The organism is Streptomyces sp. SID10853, from assembly GCF_010548145.1.
Lineage (GTDB): Bacteria > Actinomycetota > Actinomycetes > Streptomycetales > Streptomycetaceae > Streptomyces.
The window spans coordinates 1-12,936 of sequence record NZ_JAAGLN010000203.1 but is presented as its reverse complement, the minus strand read 5'-3'; the positions used below and the strand labels follow the sequence as shown (position 1 = coordinate 12,936).

11 protein-coding genes are annotated in these 12,936 nt (G+C 73.0%); 4 read left to right on the top strand and 7 right to left on the bottom strand.

The window, feature by feature from the left end:
- Positions 1 to 54 precede the first annotated feature (54 nt).
- The 3 genes from G3I19_RS28215 (at position 55) to G3I19_RS28205 (ending at position 3,258) form a co-directional block, all read left to right on the top strand.
- Positions 55 to 1,062: an iron ABC transporter permease gene (locus G3I19_RS28215; protein ID WP_239074887.1), complete on the top strand. Its 1,008-nt coding sequence runs from the start codon at positions 55 to 57 to the stop codon at positions 1,060 to 1,062.
- A gap of 167 nt (positions 1,063 to 1,229) precedes the next feature.
- The gene (locus G3I19_RS28210) at positions 1,230 to 2,075 is read left to right on the top strand and encodes a heme ABC transporter ATP-binding protein (protein ID WP_164266541.1); all 846 of its coding nucleotides are present in this window, start codon (positions 1,230 to 1,232) and stop codon (positions 2,073 to 2,075) included.
- 205 nt (positions 2,076 to 2,280) lie between these two features.
- Positions 2,281 to 3,258 (top strand): hypothetical protein, encoded by a 978-nt coding sequence (locus G3I19_RS28205; protein ID WP_164266540.1) that lies wholly within the window; start codon positions 2,281 to 2,283, stop codon positions 3,256 to 3,258.
- 155 nt (positions 3,259 to 3,413) lie between these two features.
- Here G3I19_RS28205 and G3I19_RS28200 read toward each other — a convergent pair whose 3' ends face one another.
- Both G3I19_RS28200 and G3I19_RS28195 read right to left on the bottom strand, forming a co-directional pair.
- Positions 3,414 to 4,142, bottom strand: coding sequence for a bifunctional DNA primase/polymerase (locus G3I19_RS28200; RefSeq protein WP_164266539.1), 729 nt, complete (start codon positions 4,140 to 4,142; stop codon positions 3,414 to 3,416).
- A gap of 94 nt (positions 4,143 to 4,236) precedes the next feature.
- On the bottom strand, positions 4,237 to 4,902 hold the full coding sequence (locus tag G3I19_RS28195; protein ID WP_164266538.1) for a TetR/AcrR family transcriptional regulator: 666 nt from the start codon (positions 4,900 to 4,902) through the stop codon (positions 4,237 to 4,239).
- A 271-nt stretch (positions 4,903 to 5,173) separates the two neighbouring features.
- Between G3I19_RS28195 and ddaH the strand changes: the two genes are divergently transcribed.
- Positions 5,174 to 6,043 (top strand): dimethylargininase, encoded by an 870-nt coding sequence (gene ddaH, locus G3I19_RS28190; protein ID WP_343235235.1) that lies wholly within the window; start codon positions 5,174 to 5,176, stop codon positions 6,041 to 6,043.
- A gap of 23 nt (positions 6,044 to 6,066) precedes the next feature.
- Here the strand turns inward: ddaH and G3I19_RS28185 are convergent, their stop codons facing one another.
- The 5 genes from G3I19_RS28185 to G3I19_RS28160 all read right to left on the bottom strand — a co-directional run bounded on the left by G3I19_RS28185 (position 6,067) and on the right by G3I19_RS28160 (position 12,736).
- Complete coding sequence (locus G3I19_RS28185) at positions 6,067 to 7,155, bottom strand: small ribosomal subunit Rsm22 family protein (RefSeq protein ID WP_164266537.1); 1,089 nt, start codon at positions 7,153 to 7,155, stop codon at positions 6,067 to 6,069.
- A gap of 104 nt (positions 7,156 to 7,259) precedes the next feature.
- Positions 7,260 to 8,033 carry a glycosyltransferase family A protein gene (locus G3I19_RS28180; protein ID WP_164266536.1) on the bottom strand — a complete coding sequence of 258 codons (774 nt, stop codon included), beginning with the start codon at positions 8,031 to 8,033 and terminating at the stop codon, positions 7,260 to 7,262.
- A gap of 197 nt (positions 8,034 to 8,230) precedes the next feature.
- Entirely contained in the window at positions 8,231 to 9,742 is a 1,512-nt protein-coding gene (locus G3I19_RS28175; RefSeq protein ID WP_239074886.1) for an alpha/beta fold hydrolase, read from the bottom strand.
- Positions 9,743 to 9,981: 239 nt separating this feature from the next.
- A complete protein-coding gene (locus G3I19_RS28165; RefSeq protein WP_164266535.1) occupies positions 9,982 to 11,046 on the bottom strand; it encodes a hypothetical protein in 1,065 nt (354 codons plus the stop codon).
- Positions 11,047 to 11,149: 103 nt separating this feature from the next.
- Positions 11,150 to 12,736, bottom strand: coding sequence for an OPT/YSL family transporter (locus G3I19_RS28160; RefSeq protein ID WP_164266543.1), 1,587 nt, complete (start codon positions 12,734 to 12,736; stop codon positions 11,150 to 11,152).
- Between the last annotated feature and the right edge of the window lie 200 nt (positions 12,737 to 12,936).

Genomic DNA, 12,936 nt, shown 5'->3' with positions numbered 1-12,936 from the left:
CCGGCCGGGCCCGCCCCCGGCCCGGGGCCGCGCCACCGGCACCCGGCCGCCGCCCTGCTGACGGCCGGTCTGCTCTGCGCTCTCGTCCTGCTCTGTCTGCTGTCGGCGGGGGTCGGCGCCTACCACATCCCGCTCGGCGACGTCCTCGCCTCGGTGCTGCACCGGGCCGGTCTCGGCGGCTCGGGACTCGACCGGGTCGGCGAGAGCGTCCTGTGGAACGTACGGCTGCCCCGGGTCGTCCTCGCGCTGCTCGTCGGCGGCTCGCTCGGCTGCGCGGGCGCCCTGATGCAGGGCGTGTTCGGCAATCCGCTCGCCGAACCGGGCGTCATCGGCATCTCGTCCGGCGCTGCGGTCGGCGCGGTCGCCTCCATCGCCCTCGGGCTGACGTTCCTCGGCAACTGGACGGTGACGGTCTGCGCGTTCGCCGCCGGCCTGGTGACCGTACTGCTGGTGTACGCGCTGTCCCGCTCGGGCGGACGGACGGAGGTCGTCACGCTGATCCTCACCGGGATCGCGGTGAACGCCTTCGCCGGGGCGCTGATCGGGCTCTTCATCTTCTTCGCCGACAACGCCCAGATCTCGCAGATCACCTTCTGGCAGCTGGGCTCGCTCGCCCAGGCGACCTGGCCGAAGGTGCTCGCCGTGCTGCCGTGCGCGGTGCTCGGGCTCGCGGTGGCGCCTCTCACCGCACGGAAGCTGGACCTGCTGGCGCTGGGCGAGCGGCCGGCCCGGCACCTCGGTGTCGACGTCGAACGGCTGCGGATGGTGCTCGTGCTGGTCGTCGCGCTGCTCACGGCGGCAGCGGTGGCCGTCGCCGGGATCATCACCTTCGTCGGACTGCTGGTCCCGCATCTGCTCCGGATGGCGAACGGCCCCGGACACCGCTTCCTGATACCGGGCAGCGCGCTGGGCGGCGCGGTGATCCTGGTGGCCGGCGACCTGGCCGCCCGGACGGTGGCGGCCCCTGCCGAGCTGCCGCTCGGGGTGCTGACCGCGCTGTTCGGCAGCCCGTTCTTCTTCTGGCTGCTGCGCAGGACGCGCCGACGCACCGGATGGACGTAGCGGCTGCCCATCCCGCCCAACTCCCCGTCCCTGCTCCTCCCCGCCCCCTCCGAACCCCGCCCCCGGCTCCCCGGCTTCCCGTGCCCGCGAGGCCCCGACCCCGTACCCGGGAGCCCCGGCTCCCCTTACCCACGAGGCCCGACTCCCCCGTACTCATGAGGCGACCCATGCTCCGAGCCCTCTTCCGGCCCCGCCCGCGGCAGCTCCCCGGACCCCGTCCTCCTGGCGCCGCGCTGGCCCACGCCGACCGTCTCTGTCTGAGCCTGGCCGGCCGTGCCGTCCTGTGCGGTGTCGACCTCACCGTCCGGGCCGGTGAACTCCTCGCTCTCGTCGGCCCGAACGGCGCCGGAAAGTCCACGCTGCTCGCCGCTCTGGCCGCCGATCTGCCCGCCACCGACGGCGGGGTACGGATCGACGGGCGCCCCGCCGCGTCCTGGCCGCCCGCCGAACTCGCCCTGCGCCGGGCCGTACTCCCCCAGTCCGCCGGCCTCTCCTTCCCCTTTCCGGTCGAGGAGGTCGTCCGGATGGGCCGCGCGCCCTGGGCGGGCACGGAACGCGCGGACGACGACGGGCGGGCCGTCGCCGACGCGATGGCCGCAACCGAGGTCGGCGGATTCGCCGCCCGCCCCTTCCCCTCGCTCTCCGGCGGTGAACGCGCCCGGGTCGCCCTGGCCAGGGTCCTCGCCCAGCGGACCCCGCTGCTGCTGCTCGACGAGCCGACCGCCGCACTCGATCTGCGCCACCAGGAACTGGTCCTGCGCATCTGCCGGGAGCGGGCCGCCGCCGGGTGCGGGGTCGTCGTCGTCCTGCACGACCTCGGTCTTGCGGCCGCGTACGCCGACCGGGCCGCCGTACTGCACGACGGACGGATCGCCGCAGACGGCCCGCCGTCCCGGGTCTTCACCGAGGAGCTGCTGAGCCGGGTGTACCGGCAGCCGGTCGAGGTGCTGGCACATCCGGGCACCGGGGCTCCGCTGATCATCCCGAAAAGGCCGCCGTCCGGGCCGGCTTGAGCCCCGGGACGGCTTGAGACCCGCCACGGCCCGCCCGTGCCGGGCCGCCGCCGGCCGGCTCCCGGGCCGGCTCCACGGGCGCGTGCGGTGCTCCAGGCAACGGTATGGGTGCTGTATCCGGTCCCCACGCCCGTGTCCTTCTTCGCCCCGGTAGGGTTCACCACGTCCTCGAAGGCAGCGGGATCGCAGGAGCAGAAGGCAACTCATGGGCAGGCTGGGGCGGCTGGCGGCGGGTCTCGCGACGACGGCGGCGATAACGCTGACGGCGAGCGGGTGCATGACGGTGCACGGCGAGCTGGAGGTCGTACCGTCGGCGACGAAGGCTGAGGCGGCGCAGGCACTCGCCGCTTTCACCACCGCGTACAACAAGGCGGACAAGGCGTACGACCCGGCTCTCGACGCCGACCGGGTCACCGGTCCGCTCGGGGCCATCAACCAGGCGGGGCTCAAGGCGCGCCACGTCACCACTCCGGCGGGCAACGCCCAGCACTCGGACCTGAAGCTCACCGACGCGAAGTTCATCATCCCGAAGAAGGCCGGCTGGCCGCGGTGGTTCATCGCCGACACCGACTCCAACCGGGACCAGGACGGCGGCAGCGGCGACACCCGCTGGCTGGTGGTGTTCGTACGGGACGCGGCCGACCAGCAGTGGAAGGCCGCCTATCTGTCGGTCCTGCGCCCGTCCGCGGTCCCCGACTTCGTCACCGACAAGGACGGCTGGGCGCAGCCCGCCGAACCGGCCGACGCCTCACTGGCGGTGGCGCCGCAGAAGCTCAGCGGTGAGTACGCCGCGTATCTGAAGAGCGGCCGCCCGGACCACTTCGCGCCGGGCAACGACACCACGGCCTGGCGCCAGGCACGGGAGAAGAACGCGAACCTGCCGGGGCTCTCCACGCAGTACGTGGACCGGGCGCTCACCGACGGCGACTACCGGCCGCTGGGGCTGGCCGTCCGGGGCGGCGGGGCGCTGGTCTTCTTCTCCACCCGCTACTACGAGCAGCAGACCGCGGCACAGGGGCTGCATCTGACGGTGCCCGCGGACGTGAAGGCGCTGACGACCGGTGACGCGAAGAGCACCATCACCAAGGAGCTCGTCTCCAGCCAGGTGGCGCTGGTCCCGGCGAAGGGACAGGTCACCATCCTCGGCCGGCAGGCCGGGCTGACGGCGGCGAAGGGCTCATAGACGCCGCTGGGCTCCAGGCGCCGCTGGGCTCCGGGCGCTGCTGGGCTCGGCAGGGCTCGTAGGCGCTGCGGGACCCGGCAGAGGGTTCTGCGGCAGTTCCGCGGGGGCGCGATCCGGTCCGCCTCCGTGCGGCGGACCGGGTGTGGTGCGGCTGCTCAGCGGCCGAGGGGCCACGCCACCGCGTGCGCGTCCTGGTCGCCGTCCGAGTGGCGCGCGCAGGCGTCGGTGAGCGTCTCCAGCAGGGTCAGCGGGTCGGGCAGCGGATGTTCGAGCCCGCGCACCCAGTCGACACGGGCTTCACCGGGCAGCCGGGCGGGCGGTACGAGCACATAGCTGCCCCGGCAGTGCCAGCGCAGGCCCGGGTGCTCGTCCATCGTCTCGGGGTGACAGTCCAGCTCGCACGGCCACCACTCGTCCTCGTCCTCCGGCGTACCGCGGGTGGCGGTGAAGAAGAGCATCCGGTCGGTGCCCGACTGGGCGACGGGCCCCACCTGGACACCGTGCGCGAGCAGCCGCTCCAGCGCACTGCGCCCCGCGTCGAGCGGCACATCGAGGACGTCGAGGACCATGCCGGTCGCGGTGATGAAGTTGGCCTCGGGCTGGTTGCGGACCCAGCGCTCGACCTGGGCGCGGTCGGTCGTGGACTGCGTCTGCCAGGCGAAGGAGAGGGGGTGCCTGGCCGGGGTGGGACAGCCCACGCGGTCGCAGGAACAGCGATATCCGACGGGGTGGGCGGCGGGCGAGAGAGGCAGGCCGGCTTCGGCGGCGGCGACGAAGAGCTTCTCGCGCTGGAGGTCGTCTGGAGGGGACTGTCTGGGGCGGCGGCGCAGCCACTGGGTCATTCTGCTCGCCGGGCCACGGTCTCGGCCGAACTCTGTTCCCATCTATCCCCTCACCTCACCCGCTGCATGCACCACGGACCCTCCATGCTGCCACCATCCTGCGCCCCGGGTGACCACACTTACCGGCCGGGGTGGTTCAGCCACTGTCCGGACGGGCTCCGATTCCCCGCAGGACCTGGTCCACACAGGTGTCGGCGAAGGCGTGGGTGAGCGGGTTGGTGCGCTGGAGCCAGCGGTGGGTGAGCGGCCCGACCAGCATCTCCACGGCGATCCTGATGTCCACGTCCGCCCCGATCTGCCCGGCGGCCACGGCGGACCGCAGCCGCTCCTCGTACAGCCCGAGGGCCGGTTCGAGGAGTTCGCGGGTGAAGCGCCGGCCGAGTTCAGGATCGGTGGACCCGGCCGCGGTGAGAGCGCGGGCGGGGGCGTCGTACTTCTCGTCGTTGAACTGGTCGACGGTGAGCCGCAGCACATACTTGAGGTCGGCCGCGATGTCACCGGTGTCGGGAAAGCCGCTCCACTCGCCCTCGGTCTCGGCGTCCCCTGCGAGGGCGACGGACGCGTCGAGCAGGACGGCCGCCTTGGACGGCCACCAGCGGTAGATCGTCTGCTTGCCCACTCCGGCGCGGGCGGCGATGGCCTCGATGGTCAGCTTGTTGTAGCCGACCTCCCCGACCAGGGCGAGCGCCGCATCGAGGATCGCTCTGCGGGAGCGTTCGCTGCGGCGGCTGGCATCGGGTGACCTGGCGGGCGGCTTCGCTTCGGGCGACGTGGAGGGGGAAGGGGATGCGGGCGGGGCCATGGAGGGGAATCTAACATCGGTGGATCCGATACGTATCGTCTCGGTATCCGCGTGATGTGCCACTTCCGTACGGACGCCACTTCCGTACGGACGCCACTTCCGTACGGCGGGCGGGTCGGGCAGGCAGGGGCAGGCCCGGCAGGTCCGGCAGGCAGGCAGGTCCGGCGAGCCGCGGGCCGCTGCCGCGGCGGGGCCGCGGGCGGGGCTTTTCGGCCACCGCGAGCGAACCACCCGATCGGTGCACAGCGCGCGGGGCCCCGCAGGGCGGACCATGGCAGCAGCCGGCTGCACACCCGCAGCCCATGTCCGCCGTGAGGAGCCCTCATTGCCTCGTGACGCCACACCCCGGCGCTATCTGATGTGCCCACCGGCACACTTCAGGGTGACGTACTCCATCAACCCGTGGATGGACCCTTCGAAACCGGTCGAACTGCCCCTGGCCCTCGCCCAGTGGGAGGACCTGCGCGACCGCTACCGCACGCTCGGCCACACGGTCGAGATCCTGGACCCCGGCCCCGGACTGCCCGACATGGTCTTCGCGGCCAACGGCGCGACGGTGATCGACGGGCGGGTGCTCGGCGCCCGCTTCGCCCACCCGGAGCGGGCCGATGAGGCCGACGCGCATCTGGAGTGGTTCCGCGCGCACGGCTTCAGGACAATCCACCGGCCCGTCCATGTGAACGAGGGCGAGGGCGACTTCGCCGTCACCGCCTCGTACATCCTGGCCGGGCGGGGCTTCCGCTCCAGCCCTCTCTCGCACGACGAGGCGCAGGAGTTCTTCGGCCGCCCGGTGATCGGGCTCGATCTGGTCGACCCCCGCTACTACCACCTCGATACGGCACTGAGTGTGCTGGACGAATCGGCGGACGAGATCATGTACTACCCGGACGCCTTCTCGCCCGGCAGCCGCTCCGTCCTGGCCAGGCTCTTCCCCGACGCACTGATCGCGGCGCCGGAGGACGCCGCGGCGCTGGGGCTCAACGCGGTGAGCGACGGCCGCCATGTGCTGCTGCCGCAGGCCGCCGTCGGTCTCTACGCACCGCTGCGGGCCCGCGGGTTCGAGCCGCTCGGCATGGATCTGAGCGAGTTGCTCAAGGGCGGTGGCAGCGTCAAGTGCTGTACGCAGGAGCTGCGTTCGTAGCCGGCTGCTGCGGCACGTAAGTGCTACGCGTGGGGCGGCCAGGCGTCGCCCCACGCGGTGTCACGGGCCGCGCGGTAGAGGTCGCCGTGGCGCTTGGAGACGGTTTCGCGGGTGAGTCCGCCCGCCTCGGTGCACAGTTCCAGCTGGACCAGGCCCTTGCGGATCTGCGGCCTGCGTACGACCCGGGCCTGGACCGTCGACACCTCGCCCCGGAACGCGGCGACATAGCTGAACTTCTCGTCCTCGTACGCCAGTGAGCCGCCCTTGACCTGGCGGTGCAGCGACGACCTGCTCACCCGGGCCGAGAAGTGGCACCAGTCGGTGCCGCGCTCGATGGGGCAGGCGTCGCTGTGCGGGCAGGGGGCGGCGGTCCGCAGACCGGCGGCGGCCAGCCGGTCCCGGGCCGCCATGATCCGCAGATAGCCGTCGGGCGTGCCGGGTTCGACCACGACGACCGCCTGGGCGGCCTCGGCCGCAGCGTCCACGACGGCGGCGCGGCCGGCCTCGGTCAGCTCCCCCAGGACATACGAGACCGTCACCAGATCAGTGCTCTCCAGAGTGAGCCCCGGTCCGATACGAGAGCGCTGCCAGTCGGCGGTGCGCAGTGCGGGCGAGCCGGACCGCGCGGCGAGTTCACGGCCGAGCACGAGTGCGGGCTCCGCCCAGTCGAGCACGGTGGTACGCCGGGTCCCCGGCCCGTTGTCCCCGCCCGGCCCGCTCACCCCACCCGGCCCGTCCGCAGCGTCCGCCACATCCGGCACGTCCGCCACGTCCGGCCCGTCCGGGTCGTCCCAGGCCCCCGCCACCGCCCAGGTGGCCGCACCCGTACCGCCGCCGATGTCGGTGTGCCGGGCGGGCACCCACCCGGGCACCGCGGCCCGGAAGGCGTCGAGCGCAGCCCGTACCGCTTCGTACGTGGCGGGCATCCGGTACGCGGCGTACGCGGCGACATCCGAGCGGTCGCGCAGCAGCGGGGTCCCGGTGGGGGTGGTCCCCCGGTAGTTGGCGATCAGCCGCTCGACGGCCTGGGCGGCCTGCTTGGGCGGCAGCCCGTCGAGGAGCCCGGCCAGGGCGGTGCGCAGGGCTTCGGCGGTGGGGAGGGAGTCGTTCACCGGAGGAGTCTAGGCGGTGTCCGGCCCGACCCTTGATCTCACGGCGGACGGGCCCGTCGCTGCCGGGACCGGCGGTCGCGGACCGCAGGAGCGGCGCGTACGCGTCAGATCCGCGAGTTGCGCAGCGACTGCCACACCGCGCCGGCCAGTGCCCGCGTCGCGCGCGGGACCGACAGATGCTCGTGCTCGCGGTACAGGTCCCAGTTGTACTGCACGAGCGACAGCTTGTTGGAGGACAGCGATCCCGCCTGGTGGGCCCTGTACACCGCAAGCGGCTCGGCCAGGCCCCGGGCGTCGGCGCCGTCCCGCATGATCGACAGCCACAGCGCGTAGTCCTGACGCTTGCGCATCTCCGGCATCAGCCGCGTGCCCAGGACAGTGCGGTCGTACATCGCGGTGAGAGCACCGATGTGGTCCTGGACCAGCATCGCGCGGTAGTCCACGTGCTCCCGCGCACGGATCACCCGCCCGTTCGGGACCCAGTCGGTGCTCTCGCCGTCGTAGTCGGCGGCCATCTTGAAGTACGAGGTGAACGTCAAGGGCGCGGTGGCCTCCGCGGCGAAGGCGAGCTGCTTCTCGGTCTTCTCCGGCAGCCACATGTCGTCGCTGTCGAGAAAGGCCACGTAGTCCCCGCGGGCACGCTCGATCGCCAGGTTGCGGGCCCGGCCCGCGCCGCCCCGTTCGGGAGCCGGCTCCGGCAGGACGCGCTCGTCCTGCGCGGCGAACTCACGGAGCAGGTCCATGGAGCCGTCGGACGACTGGTCGTCGGTCACCAGCAGCTCCAGGTCGCTGTGGGTCTGTGTGAGCACCGACCGCACAGCCGCACCGAGGGTGGCCGCCGAGTTGTACACGGGCATCACGACAGACACCAGGGGCACAGCGCTTCTCCTTGCCGGATCAGGAACGGGGGTCCATTCAAACACCGCAATCGAGGATCACTGCACCGAGGCGTCGACCACGAGGCCCGCACACCGGCCGGTTCACCGTCTGTGGCCGCTTCACTGGGTGAGGTCAGGGGGTCATGTCGCACGGTGCCGGGCATCGGTGCCGGGTATCGGTGCCCGACATCGCGTGGTCAGATCTCGCCGTCGGCCATGGCGATCAGCCGGTCCAGGACGGCGGCGTCGGCGCGTACCCCGTCGTGCGCGTAGGCGTCGGTGACCCAGGTCCGCAGCCCGCGTACGGCGTCGGCGGTGGCCAGTGCCTGTTCCCGGTCCACGAACATGTCGTCGTGGTAGACGGCGGCGACGACCGGGACCTCGTTGGCGGCGAGCCGGTCCAGGTCGTAGAGGGCCGGCCAGTCGGTGCGCGCGGCCAGGGCGTCGGCGGCGCCGCGCAGCGGGACGAGCGCCGGGTCCTCGTCGAACTGCCAGGGGTAGACCATCTCGCCGGTGAACCGGACCGGAGCCCCCGGGACCGCGTCGAACACGGGGAACTCCCGGCGGACGCGGTGCGCGGACCAGTCGGTGGGCCGGCCGCCCTGCGCGTAGATCGGCTCGTGGAGTGCGGCGTACAGCGGCCGCTCCGCGAAGGAGACGGTGGCGTCGACTCCGCGCAGGAACGTGTCGGTGAGCTCGGGGCCGTGGGCGCCGTCGGTGAAGGCGGTCTCCAGGAGGTAGTGCAGCGCGTCGAACTTGGCGGAGGTGCCGAAGCCGATACCGAGGGTCTGGAAGCGCCGGACGGTGAGGCGCTCACCGCTGGGCATCCGGACGTCGTGCTCCGCCAGGTGCCCGGCCACCGCGTCGGCGAGGCGCTGGTCGGCGGGGTAGCGGGCGAAGTAGCGCTCGTTGTGGGCCAGGGTGCGGGCGTAGGCGGCCCGGTACACGTCGTCGGCGTGGCCGGTGAGCGTCGGCAGTCCGCCGGTGATGTAGGCGCGGGTGAGCCCTTCGGGGGCGAGGCTGAGGTACGTCAGCGTGGAGAAGCCGCCGAAGCTCTGGCCCAGTACGCTCCACGACCGGTCGCCCTGGAGGTGGCGGCGCAGCAGTTCGGCGTCGCGCACGATCGAGTCGGCGCGGAAGTGCCCGAGGTACGCGGCGGCGGCCCCGGTGTCCGTACCGAACCGGGCGAGGGTGCGCCGGTCGGCGGGGGTGGAGCGGCCGGTGCCGCGCTGGTCCATGAGGACGACCCGGTAGTCGCGCAGGGCCCTGCGCAGCCAGGCGCCGGCCGCGTTGGGGCGCTCGGCACGTCCGCCGGGGCCGCCCTGGAGCCAGAGCAGCCGGGGCAGTTCGCTGTCCTTGCGGTCCTCGGCGACGACCTCCCTGGCGAACAGGGCGATGGACGGCCCTCCGGGGTTCCGGTGGTCCAGCGGCACATCGATGGTGTGGTCGGTGCAGACCAGGCCGCTGTGCCGGTAGGAGATGTGGCCGGACGGGGCGTGGTGGGAGGCGGCGTTGTCGGAGGCGGCGTTGTCGGAGGCGGCGTTGTCGGAGGCGGCGTTGTCGGAGGCGGCGTTGTCGGAGGCGGCGTTGTCGGAGGCGGCGTTGTCGGAGGCGGCGTTGTCGGAGGCGGCGTTGTCGGAGGCAGCGTGGGCGGAGGCAGCGTGGGCGGAAGAGAGGCGGGCGGAGGAGAGGGGGGCGGGCGTGGGCATGGCGCTCCTTCATGACATCCCGGGGCGGGCGACGGGTGGCGATGGGTCGGACCGGCGGACGGCCCGACCGGCGGACCGGCGGACGGTGAGACGGCGGGCGGGCGGTGAGACAACGGCGGCAGCGGGGCGGGGCCGGGCGCGGCCGGGCGGGGCCGGACGCGGACACCGTACGCAGATCCCCGCCCAGCCCCGCCCGCCTCACCGCCGCCCGCCCCGCCCCCACTGATTTCAGCAGCCGTTCAGTAGCCGGCGACTCCGAGGTCGCGGCAGATCCGGACCAGCTCCGGGTGCACGTAGCGCCCGTTCTCCTCGATCGCCACCCCGTCCAGGTAGATGGACGGGCCGAGGACGCTGCCGTCGGTGTGCGCGGCGGCCACCCAGGGCTCGCCGCCGATCCAGGCGCCCTTGGTGCCGATGCCCAGTTCGACGCAGCCGAAGACCCTCTCGTCCTCCACGATGCGGCCGGTGGGCGCCAGGACGCCCGGGTTGAAGCCGAGCGACCAGTGCGCGACGCGGAACATGTTGGGGTCGTCGAAGGACTCCATCCAGCTGCGGAAGACGTCCGCGTCGGCGCCGCCCTCGATCCTGGTGACGACGCCCTTCTCGACGGTGCAGCGGACCGGCGAGCGCAGCAGCCCGATCTCGTCCGGCGGCCAGAGGGCACCGTCGAAGACGAGAACCCCGTCCTGGGTCTCCTCCAGCGGGTTCCAGGAGATCTGGCCGGAGAGCATGACGGTCTCGCCGGGCTTCTCGGCCGGCTTGCCCCGCAGGTTGATGGGCCGGTCACCGTTGCGGCCGACCAGGTCGGTGCCGTTCGCCGAGGTGATACGGACCTCGTCGGCCGCCTCCAGGAGGGCGACGAGCGCGTTGCCGAGGCGGATGACGCCCGGGAAGTCGGGCCTGCCGACGGTGGCGACCAGCATCTGGACGTCCATCGCGGTGAGGTTGGTGTAGCGGCAGCCGTTGGCCATGGCGGCGCGGAACGCGTCGGAGTGCATCACGTACGAGACGGCGAACTCGATCCACACGTCGGCGTCGGATATGGCTCCGGCGACCGGCCGGGGCGGCTCCATCGACGAGCCCGGCATCGTCTCGTACCAGACGATGACGGGGTGCGCCCCGGCGGCGGCGACGGCCTGCGCGGTGGCTTCGACGACACGGCGGTCGCTGCTGGTGTCGCCCGTGAGGACGACGTCCTCCCCCGGCTTGACGAGCATGACGTCCTCGACGAGCTTGCGGGCCGCCAGGGCGAGTTCGAAGCTGAGGTACTCGGGGCGCGGTTCGAGCCTGCTGTACATGTCCATGGGGGTGGTTCTCCTTGCCGTGCTGAGGGTGCGGGTGGTGCGGCCGGGGCGGCCGGGTCCGTGGCGGGTGGCGGCGGGCGGGCGACGGCCCGGGGGCGGTCCGTCATGTCCTGAGGATCTGGGCGGAGTCGCCGAGTGAGCTGCCCGCGATCAGGCCGGCGCCGACCAGGTTGAGTTCCTCGTCGGCGGCGGGGCCGCGCCACTTGCGGTAGCCGACGCGGACGGCGAGGGCGCCGAGGACCAGCCAGCACGCCTGCGGGGTGAGGATCAGCAGACCGGTGGCGAGCATGACGCCCATCTGCCTGCGGGTGCCGCCCAGGAGCTGGATCACGGCTCCGGGTACGGCCCAGATCAGCATGGTGCGCACGGTGTGCGGGTCGCCGAGTCCACTGCGCAGGGTGTCGGCGTAGACCTTGGCGACGGGCGGGATCAGCCCCTGCCCGAAGTAGGAGCGCCAGACGACGGCGACCACCACGAGCGCGACGGCGAACCCGATGAGGGCGGCCAGGAACTGCTGGCGGCGGCCTTCGCGTTCGTACGGGTCCCAGGGCCGGTGCTCGCGGCGCAGCAGCCAGCCCGCCTTGAGGTCGTAACCCATGTCGGCGAAGGCGGGTCCTGTGGCGGAGACATAGCCGATGAGCAGGGCGAGCGGTACGGACGGGATCCCGATCGCGAGGCCCAGGATCAGGAAGATCAGGGTGACGGCGAAGGACGGGAACCAGCCGGACTGCATGGCCGCGAGGCCGACGATCAGCTCATGGACCAGGGCGGCGAACGCCGCGAACAGGACCCAGCCGATGAGGCCGGGCACGCTCATGTCGCCCAGCAGCCCGCCGAGTACGGCGAGGACGGCGGCGCCCGCCGTGAAGAGAACGTAGCCGCGGATCAGCGCGCGCCGCAGGCCGCGCTCGTCGACGGTGTACGCGGTGGCCGGGTCGGCGGGCGGGGCGACGGACGCGGCCACGGGAGCGGGGGCGGCCTGCCGTGCGCGTTCGCGGCGGCCGACGAGCAGGTGAACGGCCTGGCCCAGGGCGACGATTCCGGCGCCGACCATCATGCCGTGCGGGATGTACCCGGCGCCGAGGTCGGTATGGAACAGGTCGGGGCTGTACTGGCGGAAGAACAGTCCGATGCCGAACATCAGCAGCGCCCAGACGTTGCCGAGGAACGCGACCCCGGCCGCGGAGAGGGGCAGGCTGACGAGTGTTCCGGCGAGGCCGACGACGGTGCCCCCGGCGAGGATGAGAGCCCGGCGGCCGCCCCGGTCGCCCGCCTTGATGGTCTCGGCGGCGGCCGTACCGGGCGGCCAGGCCGCGTCGGCGGGCAGCAGCCGGGAGCCGAAGGCCCGGTAGAGGACCCAGGCGTCCACGACGAGCCCGATGAACGCCCCGGCCAGCATCGGCCAGACCAGGTCCTTGCGGCCGAAGACGTACGGCACGGCGACCGAGGTGAGCAGCGCGTTGGCGGACGCGAAGGTGGCGGCGGAGATGGCGCTCTGGGCGAGGTTCTGCCGGTGTACGGAGCGCATCCGGCGCAGGAAGTTCAGCGGGATACGGCCGATCAGCATGGCGACGAGCGCGCCGACGACCGAGGTGTTGGCGGAGATCCCCAGCTTGGCGACCAGGTCGATCCCGATGACGGCGCCGACGGCGGAGAGCACCACCAGGATGACCAGCAGGAGGGGTTCCATGACGCGCGGGTGCGCGGATTCTTCGTCGGGGCCGGGCGGCGGGACGCGGGGCGGGGCCGGGGCGTGGTGCGCCACGGGGCACCTCCTTCGGTGAGCACGGGCAGGGGCGGGCGGGGAGCGGTGTGGGGTGTGCGGCTTGGTGGCTTGGGCGTGTGGGTTTGAGCCTGGGCGTGGGGGCGTGGGGGCGTGGGGGCGTGGGG

Excerpts from the sequence above, each read along its gene's own strand:
- G3I19_RS28200 (WP_164266539.1), bottom strand. The coding sequence starts at position 4,142 with ATGGGAACAGAGTTCGGCCGAGACCGTGGCCCGGCGAGCAGAATGACC.
- G3I19_RS28160 (WP_164266543.1), bottom strand. The coding sequence starts at position 12,736 with ATGGAACCCCTCCTGCTGGTCATCCTGGTGGTGCTCTCCGCCGTCGGC.
- G3I19_RS28195 (WP_164266538.1), bottom strand. The coding sequence starts at position 4,902 with ATGGCCCCGCCCGCATCCCCTTCCCCCTCCACGTCGCCCGAAGCGAAG.
- ddaH (WP_343235235.1), top strand. The coding sequence starts at position 5,174 with ATGGCAGCAGCCGGCTGCACACCCGCAGCCCATGTCCGCCGTGAGGAG.
- G3I19_RS28175 (WP_239074886.1), bottom strand. The coding sequence starts at position 9,742 with ATGCCCACGCCCGCCCCCCTCTCCTCCGCCCGCCTCTCTTCCGCCCAC.
- G3I19_RS28165 (WP_164266535.1), bottom strand. The coding sequence starts at position 11,046 with ATGGACATGTACAGCAGGCTCGAACCGCGCCCCGAGTACCTCAGCTTC.
- G3I19_RS28205 (WP_164266540.1), top strand. The coding sequence starts at position 2,281 with ATGGGCAGGCTGGGGCGGCTGGCGGCGGGTCTCGCGACGACGGCGGCG.
- G3I19_RS28210 (WP_164266541.1), top strand. The coding sequence starts at position 1,230 with ATGCTCCGAGCCCTCTTCCGGCCCCGCCCGCGGCAGCTCCCCGGACCC.